Source organism: Bacillus sp. URHA0034, assembly GCF_056280405.1.
Genome location: NZ_JBWCDK010000002.1, coordinates 2,956,626 through 2,972,594, shown reverse-complemented (window position 1 = coordinate 2,972,594; position 15,969 = coordinate 2,956,626). Strand labels below are relative to the sequence as shown.

Sequence of the window (15,969 nt, the reverse complement as noted above, 5' to 3'; positions counted from 1 at the left end):
CAACTATTATAGTTGTCTATACCAATATAGTTGAAATTATTGGTAAACGAGCTGCTTATCATCATATAATATAAGTGGATACCGATAATTCCCAACGAAAATTGGTATAGACATCTATATTTTGTAAATGATAAAATTACGGTGTCTAGAAAGGATGTAATGAAAATGGCTACAAAATTTAAACCTATTTTGCTCAAGGGAATTCAAATTTATTCTGAAGATCATTGGATTGAAAATGGATATATAAAAATAAAAGATGAAAAGATCGTGGAATTAGGTTCAATAGAAAATCTTACTTTCGAGGAAGAATGGGAGGCAGTTGACATTCCTTCATCCTATAAGGCCGTTCCCGGTTTTATCGACGTTCATATCCACGGGGCAAACGGTGCCGATACGATGGACGCCACACAAGAAGCTTTGGAGATCATGGCCCAGGCTCTGCCGGGCGAAGGAACCACAAGCTTTTTAGCCACTACCATGACCCAAGAAGAAAAGAACATCGAAGAAGCCTTAATAAATGCCGGACACTACATTAAAAAAGATCAATCTCCAGGCAGGGCGGAAATACTTGGTATCCATCTTGAAGGTCCGTTTGTTAATAAAAAGAAAGCTGGCGCTCAACCGATTCAGCATATTATTAATCCGAGTCTGAAACTGTTTAAAAAATGGGAAGACCTTGCTAATCAAACCATTAAGCTTGTCACACTCGCACCTGAGCTGCCAGACGGACTCGAGCTGGTACGATATTTAAAAACAAAGGGAATTATTGCTTCAATTGGCCATTCTGACGCAACATTTGAGGAAGTAATCGAGGCCATCGACGCTGGAGCAAACCATGTAACCCATCTATTCAATCAAATGCGGGGACTGCATCACCGTGAACCTGGCGTGGTAGGAGCAGCTTTTTTAAAAGAAGAGTTAAAGGCAGAATTAATAGTAGATGGTGTGCATGTCCATCCCGAAATGGTGAAACTCGCTTACAAGCAAAAAGGGAAAAAGGGAATTATTCTAATTACCGATGCTATGCGGGCAAAGTGTCTAAAAAATGGGCATTATGATTTAGGCGGACAGGATGTAATCGTCCAGGATGGAAGAGCCACCTTGAGTGACGGAACTCTTGCAGGAAGTATTTTAAAATTGGGTCAAGGGGTAAAAAATGTATTAGCTTTTACCGGATGCAAAATAGAAGAGGCGGTTGAAATGGCTGCTGTAAATCCAGCCAAACAACTGAATATTTTTGATCGGAAGGGCAGCATTTCGGAAGGAAAAGATGCGGATATTGTGATCCTTGACGAGAACTTGGATGTTTATCTGACAATATGCCGCGGAAAGGTTGCCTACACTAAGGGAGGAAAAACAAAATGAAGCTGATTGAAGCCACAGATTATCAAAATATGAGTAAAATCGCTGCAGATTATATTATTCAAAAAGTGAATCAATCTCCAAACATTAAACTTGGACTTGCCACAGGCGGAACACCTATGGGGATCTATGCGAATTTAATCGCTGATCATCAAAAAAAGGGAACTTCGTATCGAGAAGTTACTTCCTTTAATTTGGATGAATATGTTGGCCTCTCTGCAGATAACCCAAATAGCTATCGTTACTATATGAACGATAACCTTTTTAATCATATTAACATTCAAAAGCAGAACACATTTGTTCCACGTGGAACTGCCGATGATGTCCTAAAAGAATGTAAGACCTATGAGAAATTAATTGCCGAACATAACGGAATTGATTTACAAATTCTTGGAATAGGAGCAAATGGTCACATTGGATTTAATGAACCTGGAACATCCTTTGATACTGAAACCCATGTGGTTCAATTAGCAGCCTCCACAAGACAAGCGAATGCAAGATATTTTAACAGCTTAGAGGAAGTTCCGACAAAAGCCTTAACGATGGGAATAGCCACGATTATGAAAAGCAAAGAAATTCTTTTACTCGTTTCCGGAGAACAAAAAAGGGATGCACTGAAGAGACTTTTAACAGAAGATACAATCGATGAAGAATTTCCAGCATCCGTGCTGAAAAATCATCCATATGTTACAATTATTGCAGATAAGGCTGCAATTGCTGGTTTAAAGGTTCACAGTTGAGTTATCCTCTCTCGTGTCCTTTTAAACGAGAAGCAAACCGGTTTCCCGAGTTTAAGTAGAAAGGATGCACGAGAGGAGAATGATTAAAAAGGATTCCCCCATCCCCATATATTATCAACTTCAAGAGCTTATAAAGGATTTAATTGATAAAGGTGAGTTAAGACCCGGTGATTCCATTCCTCCTGAACGAGTGTATGCTGAAAAATATCAAATCAGCCGGATGACTGTGAGACAGGCCTTAACTCAGCTTGTGAACGATGGCTATCTGCACCGAATCCAAGGCAAAGGGACTTTTGTGTCGGAGCGAAAAATTGAACAACCGCTTCATCGCTTACGAAGCTTTACTGAAGATATGGCTGCTAGAGGGTTAAAACCAGGGAGCCAATTAATATCCTTTGAAATTATTCCTGCACCCAGCCAAATTGCCAGCCAGCTCGGGATCCAAGAGCATGGCCCCGTGTATGAGATTAAACGTATTCGGCTGGCTGATGATGTTCCAATGGCTTTAGAATCAAATTATATCTCTGCAAATCTTGTTAAAGGCCTGACAGAACAGATTGTGAAAAAGTCTGTTTATGCCTACATTGAAGAACAATCAAATTTTCAAATAGACCACGCTTCACAAGTAATTGAATCGTCAATTGCGAATCAAGTGGAGGCTAAATTCTTAAAAATAAAAAAAGGTGCTCCGATTATGCTTATTCAACAACAAACCTTTTTAAAGGATGGAACTCCAATTGAATATGTACGATCATCTTATCGTGCCGACCGGTACAAATTTATGATTCAAATGAAACGGTAACGTTTCAAAGCGGAGGCGCCTGGAGCGGAAATCAATATACAAGATTAACACAGCCTATTTAAAAAAAACCAAGACTACATTTAAAATGTACCCGATAGAGTAGACACTTAAAAAAAGTCCTCTATCGGGTACTTTTTTGTATACTTAAGAAAAACGGAATTGGGGAAACCAAGATGAGTAAGAAATTATTTACAGAGAAAGAGGTTAAGAATCTTTCTAAAAACCCTTATGTTAAATCAGTTAGTTCAAAGGGAATTACCTATACAGATGAATTTAAACATCTTTTCATTGAAGAAAATACAGGTGGAAAGCTACCTAGAGAGATCTTTGAACAATGTGGATTCGATATTGGTGTTTTAGGAATGGAGCGTGTTAAAGCTGCTGGTAAGAGATGGCGGGCAACCTATAGAGAAAATGGAGTAGCCGGTCTACGTGATACCAGAAGTGAAAATTCAGGGAGATCTTGTGAAAGGGAGCTAACACTAGAAGAGAAATTTGCGAGATTAGAAGCTCAAAACAATTTATTAAAGGCAGAAAATGAACTATTAAAAAAGATACGATTTGCAGAAAGGGGGCTGAAAAGGAACCTATAACCTTACCCACTGATCAAAAGTTTATCCTTATCCGTTCAGTTATACAGAAGTATAAGTTAAAGAATATGGTGAGCTATTTATGTGACGTTGCTGGTGTTTCCCGGTCTGGTTATTATAATTATTTCTCTGAAAGGTCACAAAAAGTAAGAGAAGAAAAAGAAGCGAGAGATGAGAAAGTGAAGGAGATCATCCTAAAAGCCTTTCATTTTAAACGACGTAAGAAAGGGGCACGTCAAATTAAAATGACTTTGGCGGGTCAATTTAATGTTAAATACAATTTAAAACGGATTAGAAGAATTATGAAGAAATACGGAATTATTTGCCCTATTAGAAAGGCAAATCCTTATCGACGGATGATGAAAGCCACGCAAGAACATAGAGTCGTACCTAACCTTTTAAATCGGGAATTTAAGCAGGAAATCCCTTATAAAGTTCTTCTAACAGATATCACTTACTTATTTTACGGTGAAGGTCGGAAAGCTTATTTATCAGCTATAAAAGACGGTTCCACAGGTGAACTATTAGCCTATAATATTTCAGAACGAATGACCATTGATTTAGCCACAGATACCCTAAAAAAACTAAAGAAGAATAAACACTTTAAAAAAGTGAAAGATGCATTGATCCATTCAGACCAGGGAGTACATTATACACATCCGGATTTTCAAAAAGCTGTAAAAAAACTTAGACTACGCCAATCTATGTCAAGGAGAGGCAACTGTTGGGATAACGCACCTATGGAATCTTTCTTTGGCCATTTAAAAGATGAAGCTTCTATAAAAGAATGTACAACCCTAGAGGAGCTAAAAAGAGAAATTAAGCAATATATGATGTAATACAATCACTATAGATTCCAATGGAATTTAAAAAAGATGACCCCTGTTCAATACAGAGATCATCTTCTTAAATCTGCCTAGGCTTTTTTTAAAATGTCCTTTACAACGGGTACACATTACATTCTAGTCTTGGCTTTTTTATCGTAAATTTTCATTTAATGCATTGGGATTAGATCAAATATCGATCCTTCATAGAAAAAGAAACAAAATTATCTCTTTACTTCCATTTTCCCTGACGCAATTGCCTCCAGCTCATCTAACGCAGGTATACCTTCCCAGTCACCTTTAAATTGGGTGGCCAATGCACCCATAATATTTGCTCGAGTTAAGGCTTTTTCCAGAGAAGCTGGTGTCATGTCAGTTTGATTGTCTAAAAAGACAGACACAAAGCCAGCCGCAAATGCATCCCCAGCACCAACTGTATCGATTACCTGTTGAATCACATGAGGAGCTGCTTTGATTGAAGTCCCCTCCATAAAACCAATCGAGCCCTCTTCACCAAGCTTTAATGCAACTACTTTTGGCCCCATTTCAAGGAATTGCCTGCCGTATTCTTCAACTGATTGTTTCCCGATGAGAAATTCTGCTTCTTCTACACCTGGAAGGAACACATCGCATAATGGGATAAGAGAAAGCAGTACCTTTCTTGCCTGCTCCTCACTCCAAAGCTTTCTCCTTAGATTAGGATCCAAAGAAATCGTTAGCCCCATTTCTCTGGAAAGTTCCATTGTTTTTTGAATAGCATCAGCAGCACTATCACTTAATGCAGGTGTTATTCCTGTAACATGTAAGTGTCTTGCGCCTTCTAGCCACTCTGGACGAACATCAAGCGGTTCCATCTTGCTGGCTGCGGAGTTTTTCCGATAATAGTACACAGTTGGATCTCCAAAAGCTTTTGTTTCTTTAAAGTAAACAGCTGTAGGGGATGATTCATCACGCAGGGTATTGGATACATCCACTCCTTCTCCCGCAAGCGTTGACAAGATAAAATCACCAAAAGGATCGTTGCCTACCTTACTAATCCATCTAACCTTTTTCCCTAAACGAGTTAGTCCAATCGCAACATTTGATTCTGCTCCAGCCAATGACTTTGTAAAAAGGGATTCATACTTAATTCCCTTTTCACCCATCGGCTGAAATAGAACCATACTTTCACCGATTGTCACCACATCGGCTCGATTATTTTGCTGCATTCTCCTCCACCTCTTTGGCTAGTTTGGTATACGATGCTGCCATCTGAGTAATTTTCTCAAAATCTCCTTTTTCAATCAAGCTATTATTTACGAGATTTCCCCCGAGACCTACAGCAACTGCACCATAACTCAGAACTTCCTTGATATTATCTAAATTAACTCCACCCGTGGCAACCATCGGAATATGATTAAGAGGCGCCCGTAAATCCTTAATATACTTCACTCCTAGGGAACCGATTGGAAATACTTTGACCGCCTTTGCCCCGAGATTATAAGCCCGGACAATCTCGGAAGGAGTCATGGTTCCTGGCCAGACCTCCACACCTTGTTCAAGCCCATATGTTAATACCTCTTCATCAAGGTTAGGAGAGATGATGTATTCAGCACCGGCTTGTATCGCTTCCTTTGCCATTTTAAGATTTAAAACAGTCCCAGCACCTACTCTTATTCCTTCTCCAAATTTCCCCTTGATTTCGTCAATCATATTTAAGGCGCCATCCGTATTTAAAGTAATCTCTAAAAATGAAATTCCTCCTTCGGCTAGAGCTTTGGCTGTTTGCTCCCCGCTGCCCATTGGAATTCCCCGGACAATTGCGATTATTTTTTCCTTTGTAAGTAATGACAGTAAATCTTTTGCCAATGTTTTGTCCTCCTAAAGTAGAATTGATCGTTCCCACGGCTTCGTTATAGTAAAAGGCTTATAAAGTAACGCCTGTCTTAAAAATAGCAATCTCTTTAAATTCATTTTTTTCATTGTTTACGAGTTCTCCGCTCGCTACTTTAATAATATAGTCAATAAAATCACGCAAAACGACATCGCCTGACTGCTCAAGCAATACGCCAGCATTATAGTCAATCCAATGAGGCTTTGCTTCATAAAGCGGTGTATTCGTTGATACCTTCATCGTAGGGACATATGTGCCAAATGGTGTACCCCTGCCAGTGGTGAAGAGAACTAATTGACAGCCAGCCGATGCTAATGCTGAAGCAGCAACAAGGTCATTTCCTGGGGCGCTTAAAAGATTTAAACCCTTTTTCTTAATTCTCTCTCCATATTTAAGTACGTCCACCACCACCGATGTTCCTGCTTTTTGGGTACAGCCAAGTGATTTATCTTCTAGTGTTGTGATGCCGCCCTCCTTGTTCCCTGGTGATGGATTTTCATAGACAGGCTGGTTATTGGCCATAAAATATTGTTTAAAGTCATTGATTAGTTCAACTGTTTTAGAAAATACTTCTTCATTTGCTGCCCGTTCCATGAGAATCGTCTCAGCACCAAACATTTCAGGAACTTCAGTTAAAACTGTAGTTCCACCTTGAGCTACAAGGAAGTCTGACAGTCTGCCAAGCAATGGATTGGCGGTAATACCAGACAGTCCATCTGAACCGCCGCATTTTAGACCAATTTTCAATTCAGACAATGGTACACTTTCACGCTGATCATTTTTAGCATTCTCATAGATTTCCTTTAATAACTTTACTCCTGCCTCTATTTCATTTGAAACCTCTTGAGAAACAAGAAACTTTACTCTATCCTCATCATATCCGCCAAGACTCTCTTTAAATTCATATAAATTATTATTCTCACATCCAAGACCCAACACAAGTACACCACCCGCATTTGGATGAAGGACCGCATCACGCAATATGTCCCTTGTATTAGTATGGTCATCCCCAAGCTGGGAGCATCCGTAGTTATGTCTTAGGACAAGAATATCCTCGAATGGGCTGATATCTCCAACTTCTTTTACAAACCGCTTAATGATCGTTTCTGCTACACCATTAACGCAGCCAACTGTTGGGACAATCCAGAGTTCGTTACGGATACCAACAAGACCGTTTTGACGTTTGAAGCCTTTAAAATTTAACGATTCTTGTTTATATGGATTTTCCGTCAGCTTTTGGTTAAATTGGTAGTCTTGAATACCATCAAGATTTGTTTTTGTATTGTGAGTATGGACATGTTCCCCAGCATGAATAACCTCTTTTGCATGCCCGATTGCATAACCGTATTTGACCACATTTTTATTTTCCTGAATGTCCTTTATAGCAACCTTATGGCCTCTTTTAATATCTTCTTTTAAGACAACTTCATTTCCATTTACTTCAATAGATTGACCCATTACCAGGTCCTTTAAGGCAACTACTACATTATCATTCTCATTGATTTGAATAATTTCTAACATAATTGTTTCTCCCCCTATTGTTCAACTTTTACTTCTAAGACAGCTTCAATCGCGCTTTTCATTCCCTTTGTTTCAATTTCATAAAGATAATTTGTCACCATATCCGTTAATCCTGGAACTGCATTTAAGTCCAATTCCCAAATCTTCTCATATCCTAAGACTGTTTTGACAATGGCTCTTAAACTTTCAACTGTTCCAGCAAATGTTCCCCATTGCTGATGAAACAAATTAAGAATATCCTGATCATCTGACAATTGAATATCTTCTGTTCCTCTTTTTCCTTTATAGAAAGAAATAAGCGCTGCAAGGGAAAATACAAGCTTGGCTGGCAATTCTTTCTTTCGGTCAATAAATTCCAATAACGATGGCAGATCTCTCGTTTTATATTTAGACATTGAATTGAGCGAAATACTCATAAGAAAATGTTTGATAAATGGGTTCATAAATCTTTCGAGTATTGCATCAGCAAAATGGGTTAATTCTTCAACTGGAAGATCTAAGGTTGGAATAATTTCATCAAAAATTAGTTCCTTAATATAGGACCCCACTACTGGGTGATCAACTGCTTCGGCGACAGTATTTAAGCCATATAAATAAGCGACTGGAGTCATGGCTGTATGAGCACCGTTTAAAATTCGTACTTTTCTTGTCCGGTATGGGGTTAAGTCATCCACGAATAATGTATTTAGACCCGCCAAATGTGTTGGAAACTCATCCTTAATCCATTGCGGGGCTTCAATCACCCATAAATAAAATTGTTCGCCGACTACAACTAAATCATCTTTGTAACCAAGCTCTTCTGTCATTTCATCAATTGTATCTCTTGGAAAACCTGGGACAATTCGGTCCACAAGGCTGCAACAGAAGGTATTTGCTTCGCTTAGCCACTGAATAAATTCCTCACCAAGGTTCCATTGGATCGCATATTGGAGAACAATTTTTTTCAATTTTTCACCGTTACACTCAATTAATTCACAAGGAATAACGATGAATCCTTTATTTATATCCCCATTAAAAGCTTGGAAGCGGTGATATAGGAAGGCTGTAAGTTTTCCTGGGTAGCTTTTTTGCGGCTGATCTTCTAAGCGATCTGTTTCATCATAGGCAATTCCAGCTTCTGTTGTATTAGAAAAAATAAACCGAAGGTCAGGATTTTTTGCTAACTCTACAAATTGATCGTATTGAGTGAATAAATCTATGCCCCTGCTGATAGCATCAATTAAGGTATGCTCTTTCACCGGCTTTCCATCTTTCATGCCTTGCAAATAAAGGGTATACAAGCCATCTTGTTGATTGATTTTTTCTACCATTTTACTTCCTCGCGGCTGGACGACCACCACACTGCCATTAAAATCCGTATTCTTGTTCAGAACATCAATTTGCCAATCAACAAACGCCCTTAAAAAATTTCCTTCTCCAAATTGCAACACCTTTTCAGGATAGTTTTTATAACCTTCGATTGTTTTTTTGTTTAGTTTTTGCATAATGGTTCCTCCTTTTATGCACACGTGAACATATTATCATACTTAAAACCCGTTTATAAGTATTTACTTACAAACGGGAAAATAATTAATTCCAAGTTGAAACGGACTTTCTTATCATTAACTCTGTTTCAACAAATATCTTTTCGCCCTTAATCTCTTGACTTTCGACAGCTTTCAAAACCTTTTCTGCACCGAGCCTGCTAATTTTCTCAATTGGTTTCTTGACGGTTGTTAATGAAGGGTTGGTATATCGTGCAATTTGAATATCATCAAAACCTATGACAGAAATGTCCCCAGGTACGGTTAGTCCCTTTGCAAATACAGCATTGAGAGCGCCTACCGCCATATCATCATTGGAACTAAAGACGGCTGTTGGCGGGTTTTTTAAAGACAACAATTTTTCCATTGCCTTATATCCGCTTTCCATATCATAATTTCCGTTAACAATATATTCGCTCTGAATGGGAATCTGCTCATCAATCAATGCCTTTAAATATCCTTCTCTCCGCTCCAATGAAGATTTAAACCCTTTAATCCCTTCAATAATCGCAATATCCTTGTGACCCTTTTGGATAAGATACTTTACAGCCTGACAAGAACCTTCTCGGTCGTTCGATAAAATATTAATAATAGACTGATCGCTAACCTCTCTATTAATCACAACAAGCGGAATTTTTTGATGAAGGACATGATAGATAAAGGCATTATCCACTTCACTTTGGCTCATTAAAATAATCCCATCGAATCGTCTCTGATGAATCGATGAAAAGTCATGATAATCATCTATGCCTCTTATAAATAAATTGTAATTCTCATTGATGACATTATTAACACCGTTTACTGTGTCTACAAAGAAACTAGGTGATGTACCATTTGATATACTTGTAAAGAAAAGACCTATCGTATAGGATTTTTGCATGACAAGGCTTTTGGCATTAAAGTTAGGTATATAATTCAACTGCGCAGCTAATTCTTGTATCTTTTTTTTGGTTCCTGGCTTGATAAGCGGACTGTCATTTAACGCACGGGACACAGTCGTATGGGATACATTTGCCAGTTTTGCAATATCTTTAATTGTAACCATGTTTGTTCACCCTTTTTCTAACCTTCCGCTTCTAATTTTACCAGTAGCGCCAATTTTTGAATACTATTATAGCCTTAGCTGTAAAAGAGGGGGGAGTGGAGATCCCCATGTCTATATTATTTTATACTTAGAAACGCCCTTTTTCCCAACGTCCATTATTTAAATCGTGGGCAATGCTTTTGAATTTATCATCAGACAAATTGTATAGCAAGCCAAGAATGACCGCAGCAAGCAGTAAGGCAACCGCTGGATAAAGAGTCATTGTCCCCTTAATCCCCAGGAGTGTTCCAGCAGTTTGGTGAGCATTCGCAATATATCCAGTGGCAGCAAGAACACCAGCGGAAACTAGAGCAGCAAGCGACTGTGCAATCTTACGAGAGAAGTTAAATGCTGCATACGTAACACCCTCTTTACGAACACCAGTGTGCCAATGTCCATAATCAATCGTATCTGAAACAAATGCCCATGTTACACCGTTTGAAATCGCTAATGCCGCATAACCGATTGAAACTAAGACGATAAAACTATAAATATTTGTTGGGATAATAAAGTTTAAACCATCGGCAAGGACACCAATTAAGAGACCCGCCATCGCTGTTTTCTTTTTGCCAAAGCGGCGTACTAGCATAGGAATTAACGCAATACCTGCAACTGAACTACCCATTTGGATGAAGTTAATAATTGGCTGCAACCCAACGTGGCCAAGGTTATATTGGCAAAAATAAATCATCATTGCGTTATTTGTATTCATGGCTGAAATCGTAAACAAGGTCATTAAAATTAAGCACCATAATGGACGGTTTGTGAAGACAACTCGGAAATAATCTTTCGCTGACTGCTTTTCTTTTCCTTTAGAGTTTTCAACTTTAATATGTTCTTTAGTATTTTTATAGCAAATCCAAAAACCAATAACACCTATTAATGCCATAATGGCAGCCGTTATTGGATAACCTATTTTTTGACTTGGGAATAGCATCAAGATTGGAACAAAGGCAACGCCCGTAACTAATTGGGCACCGATTGATCCCGCTTGTCGTGTTGATGCCATAATCGAACGCTCGCCAACATTCCTCGTCATAACGGAAGCCAAGGAACCATAAGGAACATTTGTAAAGGAATAGATTAGACCCCATGCCATATAGGTACCATAAGCCCAAGCAATTTTTCCACCCATTGAAAGGTCAGGCATTGTAAATGTAACGACCGTCATAACTGCGAGCAAAATGGAAGCTAGCATCATAACAGGGCGGAATTTACCTCGTTTACCAGGTGTCCTTGAATCGATATATGAACCTGCCAACGGATCCATAAAAGCATCAAAGATTTTTGTTATTGAAAAAACACCTGCTGCGGCTGCTGCACTAATGCCCGCAATGTCTGTATAGAAATGCATTAAATAGGACTGACCTAAGTCAAACATGAAGCCGTTTCCAAAGTCACCAAATCCATAACTAACTTTCTCTTTTGTGGTAATTTTCCCTGAGCCTTGATCTGAAGTACTATTATCTTTATTTAATGTTCTTGCCATATTGTCTGCCATAAATACACCACCTTTATATAATAAGGACCTGCAGTTTATACATAATTAGTTAATTCAACCAGTCTACTGAATCCGTTTCCATAAAACCTTAAAAACTTTGGTATTTTACCTTTTAAACGATGTGTCTACTTGAAACAAGGAGTGAATTTTTGATATAATTTATTGATTAATTTTTCTTGGTGTTCCACCTTACTAGTATTACTGCAATAATACTAGTAAAGGGTGGGACTTTTTTTATAGCTCAAACCCAAAGTATTCTTTAGCATTTTGATAACAAATACCTTGGACAATACTCCCTAAAAACTCAATGTTATTCGGAACTTCCCCGTTTTCAACCCATTCGGCAATCTGGGAACATACGATTCTTCTAAAATATTCATGCCTTGTGTAAGATAGAAAACTTCTGGAATCAGTCAGCATTCCAATGAATCGGCTGAAAAGCCCCATATTGGATAATGACTTCATTTGTTCAATCATTCCATCCTTCGTATCATTAAACCACCAGGCTGTACCGAATTGAATTTTCCCTGGGATTCCGCCGCCTTGAAAATTACCAATCATAGAGGCAATGATATTGTTGTCGTTAGGATTTAATGAGTAGATGATGGTCTTTGGAAGTCCGCTTTCTTGTTCAATCAAGTTCAATAATTTTGATAATGGCTTCGCAATCGATTCATCGTTAATCGAATCCCAGCCAGTGTCAGGACCCATTGCTTCAAACATTCTACTATTATTATTTCTTAATGCATTAATGTGGAATTGCATAGCCCAGTCCAGCTCGCTATAAAGTTTGCCTAAAAATTTAAAGGTGAATGTTTTGAATTTCTTTTCATCTTCAATGGAAACCTTATTTCCTTGTAATGCTTGATTAAAAATGACAGCTGCTTCTTCTTTTGTCGTATCAGCGTACATCATTTGATCAATAGCATGGTCCGAGACTTTGCAGCCAACGGAATCAAAAAATCTAACTCTTGATTCAAGTGCCTCTAGAAAATTTTCATAGGATTCGATTGAAACACCTGATACAGCTTGAAGCGTTGCAACCCATTGCTGAAAGGTGTCTCTATTAATCTCTAAAGCCTTGTCAGGTCTAAAGCTTGGCAGCACCTTGACATCAAAATTAGTTTCTTCTTTCAATTTAAGATGATACTCAAGACTGTCTGTTGGGTCATCGGTTGTACAAACGACTTTTACATTTGATTTTTTAATAAAATCTCTTGCTCCAAAGCCCTCACTATTTAATAAGGTATTAACCTTATCCCAAATATGTGGTGCACTTTCTTCATCGAGTAAATCATAAATCCCAAAAAACCTTTGTAATTCTAGATGTGTCCAGTTATATAATGGATTACCAATTGTCATTGGGACTGTTCTTGCCCAAGCCATGAATTTTTCATAGTCACTTGCACTTCCAGTGATTAACTCTTCCTCTATACCATTACTTCTCATTAAACGCCATTTGTAATGATCTCCATAAAGCCAGATTTCCGTAATATTTTTAAAGGTTTTATTTTCATAGATTTCCTTTGGGCTTAAGTGGCAATGGTAATCGATGATTGGCATTTGTTTTGCATAATCATGATATAAGCGGACGGCTGTTTCATTTTTTAAAAGAAAATTATCATCCATGAATTTTTGCATATTCTTCACCATCTTCCTGTAAATTTATATTTTGGCCATTTGAAAGAAAGTTTAAGTTGACCGCAAAATGCTTTGTTAACGTTAACATATTTACTGGAAAAAATTTGGATTCATTCCATTTTAATGATTGTATTCTTTGGTTTGTTCATTCAGTATGTTAACGTGAACATTTTATCTGTTTCTATAATACCTCGGATAAAGTCATCATTCAATCGTTTTTATAAAAAATTTTTAAGCGTTTTCAATAAATGTTCAAAATTCTATTAGAAGGTTGTCACAAATCTGCCATTACACTTTAGCTGGCTGACTATATTGTTAAACTAACATAATTCAAAAATGCCTCCCATTTTGGAGGCATTAACTTACTATTTATTAGTTTCTAAATGGCTGTATAGACTTGCACTTGATTACGCCCTTCTCTTTTTGCGGAATATAAAGCTTTATCAGCTTTATTCAACAGCTGATGCAGCGTTTCCTCTGTACCTTTCATTACCTCAGCCACTCCAGCTACCGTAATATCGACTGTCAGTTGTGAATTCACGGTTTAATGCCTCTTTTGGAATAACACTTTTTTCCTTTAATGTAGCATAGATAAAAATAAATGTGGATCATTATTATTAGTCTGTTGTAATCGAAATCGAAACGGGAATTGGATCATCCAATTCCCGTTTCTTTACTCTTAGTTTTTATGATGATACTCTTCCGCCAAAATGTTAAAAATTAGCTATAGACCAATTCCTTTTCGGTTAGATTAAGTGTCTGTGCCGTTGAAGTATGAATATCCTCGAAAAATTCTGGGTTTTCCACTAGCGACAAGCCATAGGAAGGGATCATCTCCAATATTTTCGGTTCCCATTCTTTTATATGTTGTGGGAAACATTTTTCTAATACTTCCAGCATAACGTGAACCGCAGTAGACGCACCAGGAGATGCCCCTAGCAATGCAGCGATTGAACCATCAGCAGCACTAACTACTTCTGTCCCAAATTGAAGGGTCCCTTTTCCGCCTGCCTCCGTATCCTTGATCACTTGCACACGTTGGCCAGCTGTCACGATATCCCAATCCTCAATCTTAGCATTGGGAATAAATTCACGTAACTCTTCGATCCGTTGTTCTTTTGATAGCATGAGTTGTTGGATTAGATATTTTGTTAATGGAATATTCTTTGCTCCTGCAGCTAACATAGTCAGGACATTATTCGGCTTTACGGAACTTATCAAATCCATATTGGATCCAGTTTTTAAAAACTTGGGTGAGAAGCCAGCAAACGGTCCAAATAGTAAAGATTTTTTATTCTCAATAAATCTAGTATCAAGATGCGGTACGGACATGGGGGGAGCGCCAACCTTAGCCTTACCATATACTTTTGCATGATGCTGCTCGACAATCTCCGGTTTGTTGCATACCAAAAATAATCCACTTACCGGAAATCCTCCAATATGTTTTGACTCAGGAATGCCAGTTTTTTGTAGTAACGGCAGACTTCCGCCGCCACCGCCGATAAAGACAAATTTTGCTGAATGCTTTTCCATAGTATCGCTATCAATATCATGCACTTTCACTTCCCAAGAGCCATCGTTAGCACGCTTAATATCTTTAACACTATGTTTATAGTTTATCTCGACGTTTTTGCTCCGTAAGTGATCAAACAACATGCGGGTTAAAGCACCAAAGTTGACATCTGTTCCTGAGTCAATTTTTGTTGCCGCTATCGGTTCATTGGTTGTCCGGCCTTCCATGATCAGCGGAATCCATTCCTTCAGTTTTTCAGGATCATCGGAAAATTCCATCCCTTGAAACAGGGGATTGCTTGACAGCGCTTCAAATCGTTTTTTCAAAAAAGTTACATTACTTTCCCCTTGTACTAAACTCATATGAGGAATTGGCATGATAAAGTCTTGCGGATTTTGAATCAAATTACGGTTTACAAGATAAGACCAAAACTGTCTTGAGAGCTGAAACTGTTCATTAATTTGTATAGCTTTGCTAATATCTATAGACCCATCTGATTTTTCAGATGTATAGTTTAGTTCGCATAGTGCAGAATGGCCGGTACCTGCATTATTCCATTCGTTCGAGCTTTCTTCTCCAGAACTTGCGAGCTTCTCAAACACTTTAATTTCCCATTCCGGTGCTAACTCTTTCAATAAAGATCCCAAAGTCGCACTCATGACTCCGGCACCAATTAAAATAATGTCTGTTTTTGTCTGTATGCTGCTCATTATAACCGCTTCCTTATCTCCTATATTTGAAAAAAAAGATGTAGGCGCTCCTGAATAGGTGTCACAAAAAGCACGGCGCCGCCTAGGAACACACATTTTTGTACCAATGATAATCATGTGATAATTAATATCTTTATTTATAGATTTATATATCTAGCATTATCTGATTATTATAAACTATTTAAAGCTTGTAATAAAGTGGGACATCCCTCTCAAAACAAACTGGACCTAATTTGCACTGGTTGAATACGGCATTTGTGAAGATTTAAATACTGATGGTATTTG

12 protein-coding genes and 1 pseudogene are annotated in these 15,969 nt (G+C 38.1%); 4 read left to right on the top strand and 9 right to left on the bottom strand.

The features are described from left to right. Nucleotides 1–165 precede the first annotated feature (165 nt). The 4 genes and pseudogenes from nagA (at nt 166) to ACZ9EE_RS16370 (ending at nt 4,414) form a co-directional block, all read left to right on the top strand. On the top strand, nt 166–1,365 hold the full coding sequence (nagA, locus tag ACZ9EE_RS16385) for an N-acetylglucosamine-6-phosphate deacetylase (protein ID WP_476028615.1): 1,200 nt from the start codon (nt 166–168) through the stop codon (nt 1,363–1,365). Then, nucleotides 1,362–2,102 carry a glucosamine-6-phosphate deaminase gene (nagB, locus tag ACZ9EE_RS16380; RefSeq protein WP_476028613.1) on the top strand — a complete coding sequence of 247 codons (741 nt, stop codon included), beginning with the start codon at nt 1,362–1,364 and terminating at the stop codon, nt 2,100–2,102. Before nagA ends, nagB begins: the two co-directional genes overlap by 4 nt. A gap of 79 nt (nt 2,103–2,181) precedes the next feature. Next, nucleotides 2,182–2,904, top strand: coding sequence for a GntR family transcriptional regulator (locus ACZ9EE_RS16375; RefSeq protein WP_476028611.1), 723 nt, complete (start codon nt 2,182–2,184; stop codon nt 2,902–2,904). Between the two features lie 173 nt (nt 2,905–3,077). Then, nucleotides 3,078–4,414, top strand: a pseudogene (locus ACZ9EE_RS16370) (IS3 family transposase). Nucleotides 4,415–4,542: 128 nt separating this feature from the next. Here the strand turns inward: ACZ9EE_RS16370 and ACZ9EE_RS16365 are convergent. The 9 genes from ACZ9EE_RS16365 to ACZ9EE_RS16325 all read right to left on the bottom strand — a co-directional run bounded on the left by ACZ9EE_RS16365 (nt 4,543) and on the right by ACZ9EE_RS16325 (nt 15,684). Further along, the gene (locus tag ACZ9EE_RS16365; protein WP_476028609.1) at nt 4,543–5,526 is read right to left on the bottom strand and encodes a sugar kinase; all 984 of its coding nucleotides are present in this window, start codon (nt 5,524–5,526) and stop codon (nt 4,543–4,545) included. After that, on the bottom strand, nt 5,513–6,166 hold the full coding sequence (locus ACZ9EE_RS16360) for a bifunctional 4-hydroxy-2-oxoglutarate aldolase/2-dehydro-3-deoxy-phosphogluconate aldolase (protein ID WP_476028607.1): 654 nt from the start codon (nt 6,164–6,166) through the stop codon (nt 5,513–5,515). Before ACZ9EE_RS16360 ends, ACZ9EE_RS16365 begins: the two co-directional genes overlap by 14 nt. A 58-nt stretch (nt 6,167–6,224) precedes the next feature. Then, on the bottom strand, nt 6,225–7,712 hold the full coding sequence (locus ACZ9EE_RS16355) for a UxaA family hydrolase (RefSeq protein ID WP_476028605.1): 1,488 nt from the start codon (nt 7,710–7,712) through the stop codon (nt 6,225–6,227). 14 nt (nt 7,713–7,726) lie between these two features. Continuing rightward, the gene (locus ACZ9EE_RS16350) at nt 7,727–9,196 is read right to left on the bottom strand and encodes a tagaturonate reductase (protein WP_476028603.1); all 1,470 of its coding nucleotides are present in this window, start codon (nt 9,194–9,196) and stop codon (nt 7,727–7,729) included. Between the two features lie 85 nt (nt 9,197–9,281). Continuing rightward, nucleotides 9,282–10,280, bottom strand: coding sequence for a LacI family DNA-binding transcriptional regulator (locus ACZ9EE_RS16345; protein WP_476028601.1), 999 nt, complete (start codon nt 10,278–10,280; stop codon nt 9,282–9,284). 127 nt (nt 10,281–10,407) lie between these two features. Continuing rightward, complete coding sequence (locus tag ACZ9EE_RS16340; RefSeq protein WP_476032982.1) at nt 10,408–11,808, bottom strand: glycoside-pentoside-hexuronide (GPH):cation symporter; 1,401 nt, start codon at nt 11,806–11,808, stop codon at nt 10,408–10,410. Nucleotides 11,809–12,054: 246 nt separating this feature from the next. Next, complete coding sequence (gene uxaC, locus ACZ9EE_RS16335) at nt 12,055–13,461, bottom strand: glucuronate isomerase (RefSeq protein WP_476028599.1); 1,407 nt, start codon at nt 13,459–13,461, stop codon at nt 12,055–12,057. 379 nt (nt 13,462–13,840) lie between these two features. Continuing rightward, entirely contained in the window at nt 13,841–14,002 is a 162-nt protein-coding gene (locus tag ACZ9EE_RS16330; protein ID WP_476028597.1) for a GGDEF domain-containing protein, read from the bottom strand. Between the two features lie 179 nt (nt 14,003–14,181). Then, nucleotides 14,182–15,684 carry a malate:quinone oxidoreductase gene (locus ACZ9EE_RS16325; protein WP_476028595.1) on the bottom strand — a complete coding sequence of 501 codons (1,503 nt, stop codon included), beginning with the start codon at nt 15,682–15,684 and terminating at the stop codon, nt 14,182–14,184. Nucleotides 15,685–15,969: the final 285 nt, after the last annotated feature.